The sequence below is a fragment of the Pseudomonas sp. PB105 genome (assembly GCF_009764655.1).
GTDB lineage: Bacteria > Pseudomonadota > Gammaproteobacteria > Pseudomonadales > Pseudomonadaceae > Aquipseudomonas > Aquipseudomonas cyclaminis.
In genome coordinates this window covers 1-21767 of record NZ_RWIO01000094.1, presented here as the reverse complement: position 1 = coordinate 21767, position 21767 = coordinate 1, and the positions used below count along the sequence as shown (strand labels likewise).

General features: G+C 60.4%; 15 protein-coding genes. 5 read left to right on the top strand and 10 right to left on the bottom strand.

The annotated features are described in order from the left end of the window. The 9 genes from EJD88_RS26165 to EJD88_RS26125 all read right to left on the bottom strand — a co-directional run. Positions 1-232 (bottom strand): hypothetical protein (locus tag EJD88_RS26165; protein WP_158879335.1); only part of this gene is annotated, 232 nt, incomplete at its 3' end. 2 nt (positions 233-234) lie between these two features. Then, on the bottom strand, positions 235-2901 hold the full coding sequence (gene tssH / locus EJD88_RS26160; RefSeq protein WP_158879334.1) for a type VI secretion system ATPase TssH: 2667 nt from the start codon (positions 2899-2901) through the stop codon (positions 235-237). A gap of 137 nt (positions 2902-3038) precedes the next feature. Beyond that, positions 3039-3530 carry an Hcp family type VI secretion system effector gene (locus EJD88_RS26155; RefSeq protein ID WP_112194891.1) on the bottom strand — a complete coding sequence of 164 codons (492 nt, stop codon included), beginning with the start codon at positions 3528-3530 and terminating at the stop codon, positions 3039-3041. Between the two features lie 23 nt (positions 3531-3553). Continuing rightward, the gene (locus EJD88_RS26150; protein WP_158879333.1) at positions 3554-5275 is read right to left on the bottom strand and encodes an OmpA family protein; all 1722 of its coding nucleotides are present in this window, start codon (positions 5273-5275) and stop codon (positions 3554-3556) included. Between the two features lie 7 nt (positions 5276-5282). After that, a complete protein-coding gene (gene tssL / locus EJD88_RS26145; RefSeq protein ID WP_158879332.1) occupies positions 5283-5966 on the bottom strand; it encodes a type VI secretion system protein TssL, short form in 684 nt (227 codons plus the stop codon). Continuing rightward, positions 5963-7318, bottom strand: a complete 1356-nt coding sequence (gene tssK, locus EJD88_RS26140; protein WP_158879331.1) for a type VI secretion system baseplate subunit TssK — start codon at positions 7316-7318, stop codon at positions 5963-5965. The genes tssL and tssK overlap by 4 nt, the downstream gene beginning before the upstream one ends. A 23-nt stretch (positions 7319-7341) precedes the next feature. Next, a complete protein-coding gene (gene tssC, locus EJD88_RS26135) occupies positions 7342-8880 on the bottom strand; it encodes a type VI secretion system contractile sheath large subunit (RefSeq protein ID WP_099584238.1) in 1539 nt (512 codons plus the stop codon). A 33-nt stretch (positions 8881-8913) separates the two neighbouring features. Continuing rightward, positions 8914-9417, bottom strand: coding sequence for a type VI secretion system contractile sheath small subunit (gene tssB, locus EJD88_RS26130; RefSeq protein WP_158879330.1), 504 nt, complete (start codon positions 9415-9417; stop codon positions 8914-8916). 543 nt (positions 9418-9960) lie between these two features. After that, positions 9961-11589: a PvdJ/PvdD/PvdP-like protein gene (locus EJD88_RS26125; protein ID WP_158879329.1), complete on the bottom strand. Its 1629-nt coding sequence runs from the start codon at positions 11587-11589 to the stop codon at positions 9961-9963. 143 nt (positions 11590-11732) lie between these two features. Between EJD88_RS26125 and pvdM the strand changes: the two genes are divergently transcribed. From pvdM to EJD88_RS26110, 3 genes are read left to right on the top strand one after another with little or no spacing between them, the layout of a single operon-like run. Beyond that, positions 11733-13076, top strand: a complete 1344-nt coding sequence (gene pvdM / locus EJD88_RS26120) for a pyoverdine-tailoring dipeptidase-like protein PvdM (protein ID WP_112194881.1) — start codon at positions 11733-11735, stop codon at positions 13074-13076. Between the two features lie 18 nt (positions 13077-13094). After that, positions 13095-14363 carry an aminotransferase class V-fold PLP-dependent enzyme gene (locus tag EJD88_RS26115; protein WP_158879328.1) on the top strand — a complete coding sequence of 423 codons (1269 nt, stop codon included), beginning with the start codon at positions 13095-13097 and terminating at the stop codon, positions 14361-14363. Between the two features lie 32 nt (positions 14364-14395). Next, on the top strand, positions 14396-15268 hold the full coding sequence (locus EJD88_RS26110) for a formylglycine-generating enzyme family protein (RefSeq protein WP_158879327.1): 873 nt from the start codon (positions 14396-14398) through the stop codon (positions 15266-15268). A gap of 107 nt (positions 15269-15375) precedes the next feature. Here the strand turns inward: EJD88_RS26110 and EJD88_RS26105 are convergent, their stop codons facing one another. Then, positions 15376-17862, bottom strand: coding sequence for a TonB-dependent siderophore receptor (locus EJD88_RS26105; protein ID WP_158879326.1), 2487 nt, complete (start codon positions 17860-17862; stop codon positions 15376-15378). 430 nt (positions 17863-18292) lie between these two features. On the opposite strand from EJD88_RS26105, the gene EJD88_RS26100 reads away from it, so the two are divergent. Together EJD88_RS26100 and EJD88_RS26095 are read left to right on the top strand one after the other, a co-directional pair. After that, positions 18293-19942, top strand: coding sequence for a cyclic peptide export ABC transporter (locus EJD88_RS26100; protein WP_158879325.1), 1650 nt, complete (start codon positions 18293-18295; stop codon positions 19940-19942). Between the two features lie 132 nt (positions 19943-20074). Continuing rightward, positions 20075-21767: condensation domain-containing protein (locus tag EJD88_RS26095; protein WP_158879324.1), on the top strand; the 1693-nt coding region annotated here is incomplete at its 3' end.

The following is a 21767-nucleotide window of genomic DNA, read 5'->3' as shown; positions in this document are numbered from 1 at the left end:
GCGGCGTCAGCCCCAGCAAGGGCAGTTTTTGCGCCGGGGCGTGCAGGCTGAAGCGGGCGTGCTGGCCGAGCAGGGTTTCGGCGGCGAGGTCACGTTCGGTGCTGGTGAATTCGATGTGGTAGGCGAAGGGTTCGCTTAGGCGTTCCTGGCTTTTGAAGGCCAGGACGTCGAGGTGGGCGTTGACGTTGCGAACCTTCAGGGTGTGGCGGCTGTGGTCAAAGAAAGTCAGCATGTTCACACCTGCGAGGCGACGGCCTGAACCGTGCCTGGAAGATCGTCGAAGTGCAGGCTGATACCGTCTTCGGCGCTATAACCGAAGCGCACACCCTGGGTGCGTTGCTGTGCTGCTCGACGCTCCAACAGTTGCTGGCTGAGTACCGGCAGGATTTGCTCGTTGAGCAGGCTGTCGATATTGCGTGCACCCGAATCAGGCAGCAGGCAGGCGGCAACCAGCGCGTCGCTCAGGGCGTCGTCGCTCCGGCACTCCAGGCCGTAATGGCGTTGCAGGCGTTTGGCAACCTGGGCCAGCTTGATGGCGACGATGCGCTTGAGCGCATCGGCTTGCAGCGGGCGATAGATGAGGGTCTGGAAGCGCGCCAGCAGCGCCGGCTGGAAGTGGTCGCTCAGGATCGGCCGCAGTCGTTCGTACAGCATGCTGTCCGGTGCGTCGGGTTGTGCCTGCACACAGCTGTGCAACAGCTCGCTGCCGAGGTTGGAGGTCATGAGAATGACGGTGTTGCGAAAGTCGATCTCACGGCCTTCGCCATCGCGCATAAAGCCGCGATCAAAGACCTGATAAAACAGATTGAGCACGTCGCGATGAGCCTTTTCCACTTCGTCGAGCAGCACGACGCTGTAGGGCCTTTGCCGCACCGCTTCGGTTAAAACCCCGCCTTGGCCATAACCGACGTAGCCGGGTGGCGAACCTTTGAGCTGGCTGACGGTGTGGGCTTCCTGGTACTCGGAAAAGTTGAGGGTGATCAGCGATTTTTCGCCACCGAACAGGCTATCGGCCAAGGCCAGGGCCGTTTCGGTCTTGCCCACGCCGCTGGTGCCGACCAGCAGGAACACACCCAGCGGCGCCTTGTCATCGGTGAGCCCGGTTTTGGCGGCCCGCAGGCGCTGCGCCATGGCGTTCAGTGCCGAAGCCTGCCCGATCACACGTTCTGCCAGTCGCTGTTCCAACATCAGCAGGTTGGCCTGTTCGTCCTTGAGCAGAATGCCCAGCGGCACGCCAGTCCAATCGGCAATCACGTGCGCAACGCTGCGCGCGTCCACATCCAGCGACAGCAGCGGTTGGCTGCCCTGGATCTCGCTCAACTGCTGCTGTAGTTGCTCGCAGGTCTCACGCTGCGGTGGCTGGGCCTGACGTGCATCAATCAGGTGTTGGGTGACGTCGAGTTCCTGTCGGTATTGCTGCTCCAGATCGAGGTACTGGCGTTGCAGCTCGGCGTGTTGTGCGGCGATCACCGCCAGGCGCGCATCAGCCTCCTGGCCGCCCATGCGCTGATCCTGCTCCAGCGCTTGCCGCTCCAGTTCCAGGGCCACTTGCCGGGCGCCCAGGTGGGCCAGCGCCTGCGGCTCGCAGTCCAGGCTCATGCGCACGCGGGCACTGGCGGTGTCCAGCAGGTCGACCGCTTTGTCGGGCAGTTGCCGGCCGGTCAGGTAGCGTCGCGACAGGCTGACAGCCGCCTGCACCGCCGTATCCTGGATGTGCACACCGTGATGGTTGGCGTAACGCGCCTTCAGGCCTCGCAGCATCAGGCAAGCATTCGCGTCATCCGGTTCCTCAACCTTGACCCTTTGGAAGCGCCGTTCCAGGGCGGCGTCGCGCTCAAAATACTGTTTGTACTCGCTCCAGGTGGTCGCGGCGATGGTGCGCAATTCGCCACGGGCCAAAGCCGGCTTGAGCAGGTTGGCTGCGTCGGCCCCGCCGGCCTGGTTGCCGGCGCCGATCAGGGTATGGGCCTCGTCGATAAACAACAGCACAGGTTTTTCGGATTGCTGTACGGCGTCGATCACGTTTTTCAGGCGCTGTTCGAATTCGCCCTTGACCCCGGCCCCAGCTTGCAACAAGCCCAGGTCAAGGGTGCGCACACTGATCGACTTGAGGCTGTCCGGCACCCTGCCTTGGGCGATGCTCAAGGCCAGGCCTTCAACCAGTGCTGTTTTGCCGACACCAGGCTCGCCCACCAGAATAGGATTGTTCTTGCGCCGACGACTTAGGATGTCGATGACCTGCCGAATCTCGTCGTCGCGACCAAATACCGGGTCGATCTTGCCTTGCGCCGCCTGGGCAGTGAGGTCGTGGGTGAATCTGTCCAGCACTGCCTGCAATGAACCCTCCTGGCTGACACGGGGTGGAGCTGTGGCGAGCTCGCCGCAGATGTCGGCGGCACTCCCCGACTGGGCAGGTGCTTGCAGTTGCGGACACTCCTCGGACGTGTGATCCAACAGTCCCGAGAGACGCTGCAACTGGACGTGGCTGAGGCTGAGCAAAGGCCAGGCGGACTCACACGCCAACAGGCCAGGTGTTTCCATCAACGCGCTCAGAAGATGCACTGAGCGAAGGTTGTCGTTGTTGTCGTCCAGCGAGGCCAGCACCCAGGCATCACGGATCAGTTGCTGCAATGGCTGAGACAACTGCGGTTTGCTCTGCACACTACGCGGCAACTGATCAATATGTTCGAGCAACCCGTACCACAGCGCCTCCAGATTCCACTCGTAGCGACGGGCGATCACCGTCAGGTCACCTTCGCCCTGCCCCAGCAACTTGAGCAACCAGTGCTCAATGCTGATCTGCGCATGTGCCCGGTTCTGGCACAACGAAGCCGCTGCACTCAATGCCTGGGCGCAGTAGGGGTTGAGACGGCGAAGCAAGCGGGTGGAGTTGGGGGCCATACGGTTGCGTCCTTGTGCAAAGATTCATTAAGAAATGGCGTCTGGAATCGATGTGATTGGCTGAACGTCCGCGAGCAGGCGCTCAACCCAGCACACCGGGGCCAGCAGGCGAAAGCGCGCCTGCTGCTCCATACGTATCAAGCGCTTTGGCGTTCATTCCAGGAGTCGGAGTGGATGATGTTGCCGTCCTTGTAGGTCCAGGTGACCTTCTCGTAGCGCAACTCAATTTGTTCCAGATGGTTGTGTTTCTCTTTGCTCGGGTCTTTGACGTCGTGCATTTTCGGCGCGACTTTCACCACCTTGACGTTCTCCAGCTTGGTGATGAAGTACTCGACTTCCTGCCCGGCATCGTCGATGCGGTACCACTTGAACTCGGCACTCTTGAGGGTTTGCCCGGTGGTCACGGCCTTGTAGAGGTAGGGGCTGGACGCATCGATCTCCTTGGAGAACAGAAAGGGGGTATGAACCCGCGCGCCGGTCAGCTTTCCGGTGTTGTTGTCGGTGGGGATGTACAGGCTGTGATCCTGGGCGACCACCTCGATACTGCCCACACGCTTATCGACATTCACCGAGCCTTTGATTTCGGCACCACCATCGTCTTGCAGCCAGAGGTAAACGGGAATTGCCATGTGAAGCTCCTTTTCTCAGGAAGTTAAACGTCGCGGGATGCGACAGGGGGTTGTCTGTTCGGACCAGGGGTCGCGAGCTCGCAGGCCCCGGCCTCTGGTACCAGGCGGATATCGACGCGGCGATTGGCGGCACGCCCCGCCTCGGTGTCATTACTCGCTATCGGATAAGTGGCGCCGAAGCCCTGCACCGCAAAGCAATTGGCAGGAATACGCCCCATGCGCTGCATCCAGGCGTGCACGGCGGCGGCACGGGCGTGGGAAAGCCGAAGGTTTTTTTCGGAATCGCCGGTGGCATCGGTGTGTCCCGCGATAACGATCAGCCAACCTGGCTGAGCCTTGATATCGACCAGCGCTTTGATCAGGACGTGGGTCGAGCCGGCTTTGAGCTGGGCGCTGCCGGGAGCGAACAATGACAGGCTGTCCAGCCGTACTGAACTGGCGCTCCGCTCGGGTTTTGTAGCCGGTGGCGGCTCACTGTGGGCAGCCAACACCGCCTGGAGCGGTGCGCGCAACTGCTCGCCGCGATACAGGCCCAAGCCAAAGGCCAAGGGCACGCCGTGCCGGTAGTAAGCGTCCAGGCGCTGGGCGTGCTGCCGGAGTACGCCCAGCGCATTTTCACGCCAAAGAAACTCACGCTGATTACGCTGGGTCGGCACAGGGATAGCCGAATAGCGCCGCAGGTCATCACTGATCTGGCGCGCCAACAGGGTGTTCTGCCATGCCGAGCTGGCCAGAGCGATGACGAGCGCGCCGGTGAACAACCAGAGCGCAACGACGCTTGCGCGTTGCAGTGGGGTGCGTAGCGGTCGCAGCGCAAGGAGGTTGAGCAACGGATCGGGAAATGGCAACAGCACATCCGTCATGACCTGCCGGTTATCCGCCAGCGCCACCCTGCTGTGCAACCATTGCTGCCAAAGGTTTTCCGGTACCGCCTGAGGCAGCGACGGCACCAGTTTGATCACCCACGTCGTTGCCAGGCAATTGCGCGAGTTTCGAGCGACGAGGTGTGGCCGCACCGCTTCATGCAACCAGGCCACAATGCTGTTGAGCTGTACGCTCGCGTGCATCCGCGCAGCCTGTAGGAGCCTGTCGGAGGTCTGCCGCTGCCATTCATCCGAACTGACACATGCACCGGCGTCATGGACGCGGACTTCGGCATGGCCGTTGTCCCAACAGAACCATGGTTCCTCGCCCTGCAAGGTTTGCAGGTAGCTTGCGAGCAATAGTGGCAGTGCGCTCCCACGCTTGCGAGCCAGGGCAAGCTGATCGCTGAAACCGCGCACCTTACCCGCGAGGATTGCACCGTCGCTGTGAACGCCTGGATTGACGATATACATCACACCCAGTTGCCCTGCCCACTCTGGACGCAGCGCCAACAGTGCGTCGGTGACAGCCGGCAGTTGCTCCACGTTCGGTACACGCACATAGCAACCCAAGGCCGTAACACGCAGGGCCAAGTGCTCGGCCGGGATCTCACCGAACAGATTGTTCAGGCTGTCTCCGCAGACCAGTACCACTGGGTGACGAAACGACGTCGCAGGCAGTGTCATGTTATCCGCCAACCTGAACGCCCCTGACAGGCGCTCGGCTCGGCGGTTCTGCGACACCCAGGCCCAGGCGACACAACACACCCCGATCAACACCCCGAGCGCTCGCACCCACAGTTCAAGCGGAATGATGACCAGTAAAGCCAAGGCCAATAAGCCCGCCCACAGGTAAAGAATTCGATGCAGGTTGAAGGTCATCGTCCGCTCACCCCTGACCAGGCATAAGCGAAGCCAGCGCATCGCTCAGCAACTGATCCAAACCCCATCCCGTAGCCGCAAGCAACAAGCCCATCGCCAGGATCTGGATCAGCGGTGAGTGCAGCCAGGACAGGCCCGCAGGCACGCCTGCGCGGGCCGCTTGCGTAACGAGGGTATGCCTGACCTTGCGTGGGGTGACCTGCGCGTCAAGGGCAACCCGCAATTGCTCACGTTCAGGATCGTCCAGGTCACGGTAGCGCCCGCGAAAACCCAGCATCAATACCCGCTGGAATGCGGTCAGCACATGCCGATCAGGTGCCGGCCCGCGCAGCACTTCGCGTATGTCTTCATAAAGAAACTCACCCGCCTGGTGACGGTTGAAAAACTTGGCCTGCAGCGGTTCGCTGGCCCACGACGCCCGCGCATCATCGCTGGCGCAGGTCAGCACCGTCTCGTCGAGCAACGCACATTGCGCATGGCTGATGTGATCAATGCTGCGTTGACCAAGGCCCGCCAGCTTGAGCTGCTGGCGCACCTGCTCCACTTGCGCCGTGCAAAGCTGCTCCAACTCCCGACTGTTCTGCACCGAGGCTCCCTGGCGCAACTCAACCACCAACAGATAGGTGTCCTGCAGCAGCGCATCGATATCCACCGCAGCCGAATTGCGCTCTTCCAAAGACGTCACTTTCATGAGCGCAGCACCGCGAACAGTTCAAGCTTGACGTCGGCTAATGTGCTGGGGACGTAGAACGCGCAAACGCCTTCGTCCAGCATTGCCTGCCCACTGGGATGGCCGAGGCCCAGGGCGAAATATTGATTTTCCAGGCGTAATGGAATCGCCGCCGGCACATGGCTGAGCGACTGCAACGGCACCCCATCAAGCGCCGCATTGACCAGGTAGTTGACAGCGTCGGGCGTGCCGATCTTGCACAAGCGCGGGAACTGATCCTGCAACTGCGCCGCCGGTAGCCGACAACGCACTGACAAATAGAAGTCGGCACCGTTGCGTTCACGCAGGCGCGGGTCATTGAGCGTGACTTGCCAGCGATTGGCCCCACGCGCCTCCAGTAGCAAGGCAACGACCCGCGACGGCAGGCTGGCCTCCAGCAGCAGGGAAATGCTGTGCATCAAGGGTGGGAATACGGCCTCCAGATGCGCGTGTCGATAAGCCGGGATTTCATCGACATCGTGTTCCAGTGAAAACGTCAGCAGGCCGCCCGCCAGCTTGATCAGCACTTGATAGACATGCTCTGGATGACGCGCCGCAAATGCACGCAGATCCGCCAGCACCGGCTGATAGGTGTTCAGCGCATTAAGCAGCCAGAACAGCGAGACATCGGCCACCGCAAAGTCGGCCATGCGCTGATTGCTTTCGCGCCGCATGCCCATGAGCCGTTGCCGCTTGGCGGCTAACTGGGTCAACAGGTTGTCCAGTTGATTCACCAGCCCAGAATGCGCGGCGAAGCTGAGCAATGGCGGCACGAAACCGAGGTCGAGGCTCCAGGCCCCTTTCCCGTCTCGCACCAGACGTGCGACCGGACACGTTACGTAATCCGGGTTATCGTCACTGTGAAGGCGCAGGCTCAGCGCGTGTTCCAGCACACCAATCGACTGGGCCTCGTCTGCGTAGATATCCTGAACCTGGCGCCAGTCCTGACGATAACGAGTGGGCCGATCGACTCTGCTGCCTTCAAACACGCAGTTGTTGCCGTTGGCTTGCTCCAATGGCAGCGCCAGTAGCACGGTCACTTCCTGAACCTCGTCGGTGAGCAGCGCCGCCAGTTCCAACGCGGGAGGCAGCCGATCCATGCATTCGGTGTCGACCCATGTGCCATCCGGCATTCGCACTTGCAACAGAGCGGCCTTGAGCTTGCCCAGTCGCAACGCATCCAGGTCGAACTCCACAGCCTGGACGCCCCAGGGATGTACCCAGGTCAGTAGAGCGAGCTGGTTATTGGTCCAAGCCTCGTAGCGTGTCTGCTGCTGAAATTGCTGCGGCGACAGCAATGCTCCGGCGGCCCATAAAGGGCGATCGATCTTCATGGCATCGTTTCCCTACGATTGAATCAGGCCTTGGCCTTGGGCATCTGCGAAACCAGCGACAGGTTCACGTCCATGCCCTCGACCTGGAAGTGCGGCACGGCGTACAACTTGACGCGGAAGAAGCCCGGATTGTCATCAATGTCTTCGACCGTCACCTTGGCATCGCGCAGTGGATGCGAGGCCTGCAGGTCATCGCCGGGGTCTGTCATTTCGGTCACCAGCCCGCCAATCCATTTGTTCAGCTCAAGCTCCAGCAGACGTCGGTCCTTGGTAGTACCGATGTTTTCGCGCTGGATCAGCTTCAGGTAATGGGCGATGCGTGAGAGCAGAAAGATGTAAGGCAAGCGTGCGTTGATTCGACTGTTGGCGGTGGCGTCGGCCGTGTCGTACAGCGCCGGTTTCTGCGCGGAATTGGCCGAAAAGAAACATGCGTAGTCGCGGTTCTTGTAGTACGAGAGCGGAATGAAGCCGAGGTTCGCGAATTCGAACTCACGGGTTTCCGGGATCATGACTTCGGAAGGAATCTTGACCTGATTACCGGTGCCCAGGTCGTACAGATGGATCGGCAGTTCCGTCACCGCGCCGCCCGATTGCGGCCCACGAATCTGCACGCACCAGCCATTGGTGATGAAGCTTTTGACCATGTTGGCCGCAAAGGCAAATGAGGCATTGGTCCACAGGTATTTACCGTGATCCGGACCCTTGACGCTTTCGATGTAATTGAAATTGCGTACTGGAATGGTGTCGGGGCCATAGGGCAAGCGCCCGAGGACGCGTGGCATGGTCAGACCGATGTAACGTGCATCGTCACTGTCGCGGAACGCCTTCCACTTGATGTATTCAGCGCGGTCAAAGTAGTTGCCGATGTCCTTGATCGCGGCAACTTCTTCCATGGACTCTTTGCCGAAGAAGGCTGGGCCGACCGCGCCCACAAATGGCATGTGCGCGGCGGCGGACACCTTCGAAATGTTGCGCAGCAGGGCGATATCCTGAGGGCTTCGGTCAAACTCGTAGTTGGAGATAGCTGCTGCAATCGGCTCACCGCCGGGAGTGTCGTACTCCTGGGTATAGGTGTGCAGATACAAGCCGCTCTGGGCGATTTCCGGCGCATCCTCGAAGTCCTGCACGAGGTGATCCTTACTGATATCCAACAGTTCGATGCGCACGTTCTGACGGAAATCCGTCTGATCAATCAGCGACTTCACGCCACGCCAAGTCGACTCGACACGTTGGAAATCCGGATGATGCATGACTGCGTCGAGTTGACGGCTGATCTGCATGTCCAGGGAGGCGATGTGTTCGTCCAGCAGGACTCTATCCAGACGCTCTACTTTCTGCGGTGATTGTTTAAGCAACTTTAAAAACACGCTGACCGCTGCGGTCACCCGCTCATCGGCTGATACCTCAGACAGCGCGTCGGCGTTTTGAAACGCTTCTATACCACCCATCGTTACTATCGGGTTTAGATTGATCTTGCTAAACAGCGCACCGTAAATACCACCGCACGCTTCAGTTAACACAGTAGCGCTGCGCGATTGTTCGCTGGAACCTTCTACAGTCATAACGGCACTTCCCTTTAAAAAGCATGAATTAAATCAACGATCTTCCACAGGCGCCAAGGCAGCCAGCTCCGCCCTTAGTTCGTCACTGAGCGCATCATCTTTGAGAATACGCTCTAACTCGTGGCGAAAGGTCACGTTATCCAGCAAGTTCGATTTGAGATCGCGCAACAGGTTGCGCATAGCCAACAAGGCCCGTAGTTGCGGAATCTGCCTCGCTACTTGCTCGGGCTCAAAGTCTTTCATACAGTGAAAGTTCAGTTCGACAGACGTATCAGATGCCTCGTCGCTCAACGTATCGGGAACGGCGAGCTTCAGGCTGGGCGAGAAGTCCGCCAAGACGCTGTCGAGGTTGTTTTTATTGATGTTGACCTTGCCTCGCTCTGACAGCGGACGTTGCTCCTGGCCGTTGCTGTAGTCACCCATCAGCATCAGTTTAAGTGGCAGTTCAATCTTCTTCTGCGCACCACCGGTATGCAGGTCAAGCTTGATATTGATCCTGGCTTTGGGTACTTCATTTTGAAAGCTGCTTAAAGTCATAACTCCATCCGTAAGTCGCCTTTTCAACAGCGCAGTTAGCCATTGAAAAAATAAAGACCGAAATCCATAGAGAGAAAATGGATTCCTTACTGGAAAAGCCAACGCACTACCCGGCCGCTGGCAAACTCCTTCTACTTAGAATGAAGTATTGCCTTTTATATTTACCACCCCCAAATCACGGGCAAGAGCTTTCCGAGGCGCTTTGCGGAAACTTCCCACAAATTGCCCAGATCGGCCCTCTCGCAATCAACGTTTAATATTTAACTACGAACACAAGAAAGATCCGTCAGAGCATCAAACTATTTGTAGGCAATCACTGTAGGAAGTTTTATTAAAGTAACAAAAAGCGGACACTCTCTTACAGTTATAGGCGCTGTGTTTATAACGTAAGAGGCAATCAAGGAGGAACAGCTAAACCGCCCAATCAGGAGGAAACACTTCCATACCGTCAAGCAGACACCGAGGCGGAAGCGGCGGCAGGTGCAGAGTACTGCCCGCCACCGCTGGTCAATATCGTAAAAATTGAAATTTACGCGTGCGCAGTCACACCTCCCGCGCCTTCACCTTCAAATGCCGCGCATACCAAGGCCGCTTCGGCACCCGCTTGAACAAGCCTTTGAGCGCATCGTCATCAGCGCCAAACGTAATCCTCAACGCGAGCTTCATGGTCTCCGGGTCCATTTCCATCGACTTGCCCATCTGCAAGCCCGGTGTGGTGCTGCAGCCATGGGTGTCCGGGCCTAGCCACGGGTCGCCGACTTCGACCCAGCGGCCGGGTGCGAACCAAGCCACGCCGTTGACCTCCAGCCGGCTGACTTCGCCTGGATTGAAGCGCTCGTGGGCGCGGAACCAGTCTTCGATGCGGTCGTCGATCCAGCCGTGGAAGTGCCAGAACACCGGGTTTACGTGGGAGGAAAACGGGTCGCCAAGGAAGTCGTTTTCAGCGGCGTACCAGCGTGCGGCAAAGTCTGCTGGGTCACGGGCAAAGGGTACTGGCGCGCCGTTGGAGGGGTCGCGGGGCACCGAGGCCCAGCGCATGTGCAGCCAGTCGTGCAGGCCCAGTTCCATTTGCGAGCCCAACTGCCCAAGCGTGAATTTGGCCAGGTAACGTGGGTCGCGGTATTGGGACTCCCAGACCTGGAAGTTGCTGTGGTAGGTCTCTTCGGACTTGATGTCGCTGACCCACTGGGTGTATTCGCTGTCGTCCGGGGCTGACCAGGTGGGCGGCAGCGCGAAGCCATCGTGGTTGTCGAAGTAGCGCACAAAGCCCAGGCGATCACGCTCCAGCGCCGGTTGCGGCTCGGGGAAGGCGGGCCACGAGGGCAAGTCCTGCATGGCGCGGGCGGCGCCCAGCATGTGCCGGTGCATGAAGAAGAAGTCGATACCCGAGCCGTTGCGGTCTTTGCGTTTGCCACGGGCATCGCGCTCCTGGCCACGGGGCCCCGGTTGCCAGCCGATGCCGCGCAGGGCGTCGCGCTTTTCTTCGGAGAGTTTGTGCCATTGGTCGCGCGTAGCGTGCCACAACTGGTGGAACAGGCGGTGTTCGGGGGCAATCAGCCACGCGAGCAGCGTCGGGTTATGGCCGATGCGCTGGCGGGCTTCGGGAAACAGTTGTTTGTGGGCGACAAAACGGTTGTCGCGCTCAGTCAGCGCCAAGGGGCGATCAAGGTCGAGGATCTGCCCGCTGAGGGTGCCGCTGCCGGCGTTGCCGAAGTCGGCCCAGACTTCATCGAGGGTCATCTTGAATTCATAGGCGGGCCGGCCATCGGCCGCGTCGCGGTCGATCAGGCGCCAGTAGAGCAAGGCGCCCTCGCCCGTCAGCAAATCGCCCAATACGCGATAACGCGGTTCGCCTTCGGCACGCAGGTTCGCAGCAGTGTCCAGGTAGCCGCGCAGGCCTCGGCCACGGGGTGCGATGTCGAGCAGCAGCTCCAGACCTTGCAGCGGCAGGCCCTTGAGGCCCGCGTCGCGGCCTTCCAGGCGCAGGCTCCAGACACCGCGCAAGGTATTGGCCAAGTGTTGGCCGGCAGTGTCAGCCAGATCCACCGTGGCTTCGCCGGGGGTGATGGGGAATTCTTCACGCGTCCACTCGCGATGGGCATAGAAGGCGGCCGGCACAGCGGCGCCGGTGAGCGCGAGGCCTGCGATGAACCCACGTCGAGAGATGGTCATTGTTTACCTTAGGAAACGGCTTGATCAGAGCTAGAACGTTTGCTGACAGGGGAAATTTACCGCTGCCGCCTCGCCCGCCTAAATTTCCCCGCGCATTGCTCGTTCCTCCCTGATAGCGAAGGCCTCAACTGACTGAGATGGCAATGACAAAATCACGTTCGAAAAAGGCGCTGTACATCGGCCTGCCCCTGGCCCTTGCGGTCGGCGCTGGCTTGCTGGCCTGGGATCATTGGTTCAGGGGCAATGCCGGCTACCCGCTGGAGGTGATCAAGCAGGCCAATGAAATGCAGGACCGCCTGCTGTCATTCGACAGCCATATTACCGTGCCGGTGGATTTCGGCACCGCCGGCAAGGAAGCGGACAAGGACGGCAGTGATCAATTCGACCTGGTCAAGGCCAGTCGTGGCCGCTTGTCCGGCGCCGCGTTGACCATCTTCGGCTGGCCAGAGATCTGGAACGGCCCCAACGCACCACACAAGCCCACCGAAGGGTTCGTAGAAGCGGCACGCCATGAACAGGAAGTGCGCTACAAGATCATCAGCGCCATGGTGCGCGACTTCCCCAACCAGGTCGCCATTGCCTACACCCCGGATGACTTCCGGCGCCTGCATGGCGAGGGCAAGTTTGCGATATTTATGAGCATGCTCAACGCCTACCCTCTGGGCAACGACCTGAACCAACTGGACCTGTGGGCCGCGCGCGGCATGCGCATGTTCGGCTTCAGTTATGTGGGCAATAACGCCTGGTCGGACTCCTCGCGCCCGCTGCCGTTTTTCAATGACAGCCCGGATGCCCTGGACGGCCTGTCGGACATTGGCAAGCAAGCCGTGCATCGCCTCAACGACCTGGGTGTGATCATTGATGTGTCGCAGATGTCGACCAAGGCCCTGGAGCAGGTGGCACAGCTGAGCCGTACGCCGATGGTGGCTTCTCACTCGGCACCGCGAGCATCGGTGGATATTCCGCGCAACCTCAGCGACAAGGAGTTGCAGCTGATCAAGCACAGCGGCGGCGTGGTGCAGATCGTGGCTTTCTCCGCCTACCTGCGCCCGCTGAGCCAGCCGACCCAGGACAAGCTCAACGCCCTGCGCGCACGCTTCGACCTGCCGCCCCTGCCCAACCTGGCCATGGCGCTGATGCCGGGCGACCCCATCATCGCGGCTTGGCCCGAGCAGCGGTTCGGCGAGTACGCCAGCGCGCTGTACGGCATCCTCGAAGAAGAACCCAAGGCCACCCTCAAGGACCTGGGCAACGCGATCGACTACACCGTGCGCAAGATCGGTATCGACCATGTCGGCCTGTCTTCGGACTTCAACGACGGCGGCGGCATCGACGGCTGGAACAACGTGGGCGAAATCCGCAACGTCACCGCCGAGCTGATCCAGCGCGGCTACTCCGAAGCCGATATCGCCAAGCTGTGGGGAGGCAACTTCCTGCGGGTGTGGGACCAGGTACAAAAATCCGCCAAGCCATTGGCCAACCGCTAACCACCTGGAAGCCAGTCCATGACCGACCGCCGTACGTTTCTCAAGCAGGCCGGGGTATTTGCCGCCAGCCTGCCGCTTGGCGCTGCCATCCTGCCTCACGCACAGGCAGCCCCCACGCAAGACCCATGGACGGGATTCAAGCAACTGTTCAACCAGGACCCTGATTACCTGCATTTCTCCAATTTCCTGGTGGCCTCGCACCCCAAGCCGGTACGCGAGGCCATCGAGCGCTACCGTGCGCAGATCGACCGCAACCCAGGGCTGGCCATGGACTGGGACCTGCAGGAAACCTGGAAGCGCGAAGGCCAGGTGCGCGAATGGGCCGGTCACTACCTGAAGGCCACACCCCCGCAGATCGCCCTGACTGGCAGCACCTCCGAAGGGCTGGCGATGATTTATGGCGGGATCAAGGTGCGGCCCGACCAGGAAATCCTGACCACCGTTCACGAGCATTACGCTACGCAGAACGTGCTGGATTATCGCGTCCTCAAGCAAGGCACCCAGGTCCGTCGCATCACGCTGTTCGACAATGCCAACCAAGTGTCCGCCGACGAAGTGCTGGGCAATATCCAGCGCGCCATCCGCCCCAACACCCGCGTGCTGGGGATGACCTGGGTGCAGTCCGGCAGCGGCGTGAAGCTGCCCATCGGCGAAATCGGCAAGTGGGTGGACGAGCACAACCGCGACCGCGACGAGCAGGACCGCCTCCTCTATGTGGTGGATGGCGTGCACGGCTTCGGCGTGGAAAACCTCGATTTTCCCGACATGCACTGCGACTTCTTCATCGCCGGCACCCATAAATGGATGTTCGGCCCACGCGGCACCGGCCTGGTGTGCGCCCGCGACCCCGAGAACAAATACGTGACACCCATGGTGCCGACCTTCTCCGAGGACAAGGATTTCGCCACCAGCATGACGCCGGGCGGTTACCACGCCTTTGAGCATCGCTGGGCGGCGGACGAGGCCTTCAAGCTGCACTTGCAGTTGGGCAAGGCGCACGTGCAGGCGCGCATCCATGCGCTGAATACCGAATTGAAAGACCAGTTGCTGGCACAACCCCAAGTCGAACTGGTCACCCCGCGCAGCACCGAGCTGTCCGCTGGCTTCACCTTCTTCCGGGTCAAGGGCCAGGACAGCGACGCGGTGGTGGCCCATATGATGAAACACCGCGTGGTGATCGATGCAGTGGAGCGTGATGTCGGCCCCGTGATCCGCACCTCGCCCGGCCTGCTTAACAACGCTGACGAAATCCAGCGGTTCATGACCCTGCTGCGCCAGCGGGTGTGACGCTTACTTTTCCCTTTGAACGAGATGCCCACATGATTCCATTCCGACCCCAACCCTTGAGCGCCCTGGCGCTGATGGCCCTGTGCAGCGCAATGCTGCCGGGCCTGGCCCAGGCCGCCGCGCCACAACCGGGCAAAGTGTTCAAGGACTGCAAGGACTGCCCGGAAATGGTCGTACTGCCCGCCGGCACCTTCACCATGGGAACGCCTGAAGATGAAGTCGGCCGCGAGCCGGATGAAGGCCCGATGCATGACGTGACCTTCGCCAAACCGTTCGCCATGAGCCGCTTCCATGTCACCGCCGGTGAATGGGACAGCTATGTGCGCCAGAGCGGTGTGAAGATCGCCAACGGCGACGAGCGCCCCGGCCGCGAATGCATCGCCAGCAAGCCGCGTTACCCGCAAGGCCCGCGCCAGCCGGCAGTGTGCATGGACATGGACGACATCAAAGCCTACGTCGCCTGGCTGTCGAAAAAGACCGGCCAGAAGTACCACATGGTCAGCGAAGCCCAACGTGAATACGCCGCCCGCGCCGGCTCCACCGGGCCGTTCCCGTTCCCCTTCGATGAAGGCAAGGGCTACAGCATCGCCCAGCACGCCAACACCTATGGACCGGCAGACGGCTACAGCTACTCCTCGCCCGTGGGCAGCTACCCGCCGAACGCGTTCGGCATGTACGACATGCACGGCAACGTCTACGAGCGCGTCGCGGACTGCGAACACACCAACTACATCGGTGCCCCGACTGACGGTAGCGCCTGGGTGGAACCGAACTGCGAGTCCTATCAGATTCGCGGCAATGACTGGGGCGAAGCACCAGTGTTTTCGCGCTCGGGCAACCGCAATACCATCTACCCGCAGACGCGGGGGGACTGGATCGGTTTCAGGGTGGTGCGTGATCTCTGATAACGCACGCTGAAACCGGCATAAAAAAACCGCCTGGCATGTGCCAGGCGGTTTTTTTATGTCTGGAGGAAGCTGGCGCGAGCGCCCGCTTCCGGTGGGTCAGTGAATCAGAAGGCGTACTTGGCGTTGATCATTGCGTTGCGCGGTTCGCCGTAAGAGCCCGAGTTGAACGTGCCCATGCCGTCGTAATACTTCTGGTCAAACAGGTTGTTGACGTTCAGCCCCACACTCAGGTGGTCATCCACTTGGTATTTGGCCAACAAGCCAACTACGGCGAACGGATCCTGAGTAGCCTTGTAGTAAGGGCCGGAGTAATTGATTTGCGATGCAGCGTACATCTCACTCTGCCAGGTGACGTTGCCGCCAACCGTCAACTTGTTCCATTCACCCGGCAAGCGATAAGTAGTGCCGAACTTGAACTGGTTGATCGGCTGGTTGGTCTGTACCCGACCGCCGTCCTTGTCGTGGGACTCACGGTAGGTATAGCCACCAAACACGTTCCAGCCCCTGGCCACTTCACCCGAGATCTCGGTCTCGACGCCACGGGTGTTGGTACCACTGATGGCCTTGTACACAGCGCGACCCGAAGAATCCGTGCCTGACTGCTCCGGCGTGTTCTTCTGATTAATCTCAAACACCGCGACGCTCGCGTTCAGCGCACCGTCGAAGAACTCACCCTTGAGACCGATCTCGTAGTTGTCGCCTTCAAGCGGCGCCAGCGAGGTGCCGGAGGCGGTTTTGTAGAACGTCTGCGGCAAGAAGATGCTGGTGTAGCTGGCGTACGCCGAATAGGTGTCGTTCAACTCATAAACAATGCCGGCATAAGGCGTGACAACCCCGGTCTTTTTGGTCTTGTCGGTCGCCTTGGTGCCATCGAGATAATTCTTGACCTCATCCTCCTGATTCCACCAACTGAGCCGGGTCCCCAGAATGATGGTCAGCGGATCGAACGGTTTCAGGCGCAGCGCACCGTACATGCCGGTCTGCTGCAAGGTCGTGACGGTGCCGCCATCCTTTTGATACTCACGATTGCCGTACTCACGGCCGTCCCAGTTGAAAATGTTCGCCGAACCGTAGTCGCCGTCATCATTGTGACTGGCGTAGTTAGGGAAGTTCAGGTGAGTGCGCGAGGCGCTGGCACCGACCACCAACTCATGTTCTCGACCGCCAAGGTTGAACGGGCCGGAAGCATAAGTATCGAGCGTATCCTGGGTCTGGTAGCTGTCCAGGCGGTAAATAAATACGCCCGTGCCTTCACCGGTCACTGGGTCAGGGTAGCCGCCACTTGCCGATGCGCCCTGGCCTTTACGGTAGGAGTATTGATGGCTGTAAGCAGTCTTCAGGCTCCAGTCATTGTCCAGCTTGTGATCAAGCATGGCGGTGAAGTTGTAGCTGGTATTGTCCATGTAACTCGAACGCGAGGCCGGGTTGAATGAACGGGAGAAGTTGGTTTGCTTGCCGTTGCTGAAAAATAGCGGGATATGCCCGTAGCTGGTGCCGTCGGCATTGTTATTCTGATAGTCGAGGCTAGTGCGCAGCGTTGTGCTGTCGTTCAAGTCGATATCCAACGCGCCGTACATAACGCGCTTTTCCTGACTGTACCAGTCAATGAACGAATTTTGCTTCTGATAAGCCGCCACGAAACGTCCACGCACATTGCCGGTTTCCGTCAGCGGGCCAGCGACGTCGACTTCGGAACGGTAGCGGTCCCACGCCCCCGCTTCTCCGGAAACGTAAGCCTGGAAGTCCTTGGTTGGACGCTTGCGCACCAGGTTGATGGTGGCAGACGGAGTGCCTGCACCACTCATCAGGCCGGTGGCGCCGCGCACGACTTCGACACGGTCATAGATGGCCATGTCCGAGATTGAGCCTACATATTGCTGCGACTCGTTGGCCACCTGTGACGGAATGCCGTCGTACTGGAAGTTCTGGATCGCAAAACCACGGGAGTAAAACGTGTAACGCTCACTGTCGCGGTGATTGATGCTGATACCGGGCGTGAAAGCCATCACCTCGTTGAGCGTCGAAAGATGCTGATCATCCATCAACTGGCGGGTAATCACGCTGACCGACTGCGGCGTTTCACGCAACGACAATGGGAGCTTGGTTGCCGTGCTGGTGGCCCCTGTAGTGTACGAACCGGTATTTTCGGTCGTCGCCCCAAGCCCCTCGGCACTGATGGTGGTTGCCCCAAGGTTCAGCGCAGAACCGCTGGTGGGCGTCATCACGATGTAGTTGCCGTTCGCTTCGCGACTGGCCTGCAAGCCACTGCCCGACAACAGTCGAGACAGGCCTTCATCAACGCCGAACTGCCCTCTCAGCCCTGGGGTGGAGCGCTGGCTGGCGAGCGCCGGATCGTAGGAAATCGATACGCCGGCAGCCGAGCCGAATGCCATCAGCGCATCCGACAATTTACCGGCCGGGATCGCGAAGGCAACCTTGCCCGCTTCACTCTGGGCAAATGCAGCGCTCGGCATCAATGTGGCAGCAGCTGGCACAGCCAGCGCGGCACCCAGCATCATCAGACGCACGGTCTGCGGCAATTTCTTCAGCGCGTAATGCTTGGGCGTAGACAACCAAAGGAAATAAGGCATCGACAGCAATCCTTGAACAGTGAGGCGTGTGATTGGCAGAAATAGTGGCGTCTTTGAGCGCCTCTGGTTAATAAGACGGTTCAGGTAATGAAAACCAGACTCATTTACCTGCTTATTTTTCACCGCGCCTCCAAACGCACTCGACCAACAACCGCGAGGACTATTAATGCTCGGGCGCGCCAGCTCATCGAAATGAAAGCGTCCACGGGAGAGGAACGGCGTACCGGCCTACGGGTGCCGACCGAAGAACGCGGCCGCATCAAGCTATAACGTGGGACGGCAGGACAAATTTAGGCCCCGCGCCCAACGCAATAAGGCTAAATCGCGCCGCAGTCGAAACGTCTCCTACAAAAGCCCGCGAGCGATCAAATGGATCGCCGGGCCTCCACTCGCCCTTAGCACGTAGCCACGTCGCGACCGAGGTAGTTTCATGACTGCAAAACCGCGTAGCGCCCTCAGTGAACTCTTGAGCCTGCTCAAGCCGTATCGCTACACCGTCATCCTGTCGATTCTGTTCGGCATCCTCGGAGGCGTGAGCGTCACGGCCCTTCTTGCCACGGTCAACCAGGGCCTGCACAGCGAGTCCGGCCTCACCACCGCCGTGGTCCTGGCCTTCGCCGGCCTGTGCCTGCTCGCCCTGCTCAGCAGCATTGCCGCCGACATCGGCAGCAACTTCGTCGGGCAAAAAGTCATTGCCAGGCTGCGCAAGGACCTCGGCGCCAAGGTACTGTCAGCACCGATCGAACAGATCGAACGCTACCGCAGCCATCGCCTTATTCCGGTACTGACCCACGACGTCGACACCATCAGCGACTTCGCCTTCGCCTTTGCCCCGCTGGCCATTTCCATCACCGTTATCCTCGGCTGCCTGGGCTACCTGGCGAGCCTCTCGCTGCCGATCTTCATCATGACCCTGCTGGCCATCGGCATTGGCTCAGCCATCCAGTTCATCGCGCAAAGCAAAGGCATCAAAGGCTTCTACGCGGCGCGGGAAGCGGAAGACAACCTGCAAAAACACTACTCGGCCATCGCCGAGGGCGCCAAGGAACTGCGGATCCACCGCAAGCGCCGCCACGCCATGCTGACCCGCAACATCCAGGCCACCGCCGACCACATCTGCGACACCCACGTGCGCTCGATCAATATTTTCGTGATCGCCAAAAGCCTGGGTTCGATGCTGTTCTTCGTGGTCATCGGCCTGGCGCTGACCCTGCAATCGTTCTGGCCCAGCAACAACCCGGCGATGATGAGCGGCTTTGTCCTGGTGCTGCTCTACATGAAAGGCCCGCTGGAGAACCTGATCGCCAACCTGCCGATTATCAGCCGCGCACAGATCGCCTTCCGCCGCATTGCCGACCTGTCCGAACGCTTCTCGTCGCCGGAACCGCACTTGCTGCTCGACGCCGATGAGAGCCGCACGCCACCCATGAAGCATCTGGAGTTGCGCGACGTGCAGTACGCGTTCCCGCCCGTGGAAGGCAGCGCGCCTTTCAAGCTGGGCCCGGTGAACCTGACCATCGAGCCTGGGGAAATCCTGTTTATCGTCGGTGAAAACGGCTGCGGCAAGACCACCCTGATCAAGTTGCTGCTGGGCCTGTATACCCCGCAGCAAGGTGAGATCCGCCTCAACGGCACAACGGTGGATGCCCACGGCCTGGACGATTACCGGCAGATGTTCACCACCATTTTTGCCGACTACTACCTGTTCGACGAACTGGTGCAAAGCGACAAGGCCCTGCCGGACGACGCCAACCAGTACCTGGAGCGCATGGAAATCGCGCACAAGGTCAGCATTCGCGATGGCGCGTTCACCACCACCGACCTCTCCACCGGGCAGCGCAAGCGCCTGGCGCTGATCAACGCCTGGCTCGACGAGCGTCCAGTGCTGGTCTTCGACGAATGGGCCGCCGACCAGGACCCGACCTTCCGCCGCGTGTTCTACACAGAGCTGCTGCCGGACCTCAAGCGCCTGGGCAAGACCATCATCGTGATCTCCCACGATGATCGTTATTTCGATATCGCCGACCAATTGGTGCGCATGGAAGCCGGGCGCGTCATCACCGAAAAAGCTTTCGCCTGACCTCACCCTCCGGCGAGCGCCCTGCCGCTCGCCGCTTGCCCGCCAAGTCCCACGTCACACCTAAATCTCGTCGGCCACGCTTCGTCTTTCTGACAACGCATATTTACGCAGCCGATGGCGACGAGACCAAACATGAACCCACTGAATCAACTCCCCGACGACGACTTGCTGGCTTTGTTGATGGCCGACGACGTCGGTTCAGAGCATTCCATCAAGGCTTCCCCCCATCGCGGCCCCACTCCCCTGTCCTTCGCCCAACAACGCCTGTGGTTCCTGCAACAGCTCTCGCCCGACAGCAGCGCCTACAACCTGCCCAACGCACTGCACCTGCGCGGCCCGCTGAATACACCGGCGCTCGGCGCAGCCTTGCAACAGGTCATCGACCGGCACGACGTGCTGAAAACCGCATTCCACACCGTTGATGATGAACCCCGGCAAGTGCTCGACCCGCAAGCCCGCATCCACTTGCGCGAAGAGGACCTGTCCGGCCTGGCACCACACGCCCGTACCGCCGCCGTCACTGAGCGCCTGGCCGCCGAGGCCGGTGCACCGTTTGACCTGGCGCGTGCGCCGCTGATTCGCGCCACCCTGATCAAACTTGAGCGCGATGACCACATCCTGCTGTTGAACATGCACCACATCGCCTCGGACGCCTGGTCCAACCCGATCCTGATGCACGACCTGATCCAGGCTTACCAACGCGCCTGCCAGGGCGACACGACGCCGTTGGCGCGACCTGCCATCCAGTACGCCGACTACGCCCGCTGGCAGCGCGAGGAGTACCCGAACACGCCTGAACAACAGCGCGCCGCCGAGTATTGGACGGATTACCTGGGACGCGAGATTCCCACGCTGGACCTGCCTACCGAGTTCCCCCGCAATGCCGGCCAACAGCACCGCGCCGGCAATCTCCAGCTGTCAGTGCCCTCAGCCCTGAGCCAACAGTTGCAAGGCTTCTGCCAGCAACAGGAGGTGACGCCGTTTATCGTGCTGCTGGGCACTTGGCAACTGCTGCTCAGCCGCTACAGCGGCCAGCAGGACTTCACTGTCGGCGTGCCAAATGCAGGCCGCAATCAGAGCGAGACCCAGGACCTGGTGGGGTTCTTCGTCAGCAGCCAGATCTACCGCACGCAACTCACCGACGACCTGACCACAGGCGAGTTTCTCCAAGCGCTGCGCCAGCAATCGCGCGCGGCGATGGAACATGCCGACTACCCGATTGAACTGATCATTGAGCACCTGCAACTGCAACGCAGCACACAGGCCAATCCGCTGTTCCAGACCCTGTTCAACTGGCGTGTGAGCCAGGAACAAACCGGCGCGCTGAAGCTGGGTGAGTTGAGCCTGGCGTTCCTGCCGGTGGCGCAACATGAGGCCAAGTTCGACCTGTCGATGGACGTGGACTACGCGCCACAGCACATCACCGCGAGCATCGAGTACAGCACCGCATTGTTTGGCGCGGCGACGATTGAACGCCTGGGACGGCACTGGCTGCACTTGCTGCACAGCCTCATTGCCGACCCGCAACAGCGGCTGGCCGACCTGGCGATGCTGGACCACGCCGAGCAGCAGCAGATCGTCAGCGCGTGGAACGCCACCACTACCCACTACCCGCTCGACCACAGCGTCCAGCAATTGATCGAAGCCCAAGTGGCCGCCACCCCCGATGCCCCAGCATTGGTGTTCGGCGACCATCAACTGAGCTATCGCCAGCTCAACCAGCGCGCCAACCAACTCGCCCACAAGCTGATGGAACTGGGCGTCGGCCCGGATGCACTGGTGGGCATTGCCACCGAGCGCAGCCTGGAGATGGTCATCGGCCTGC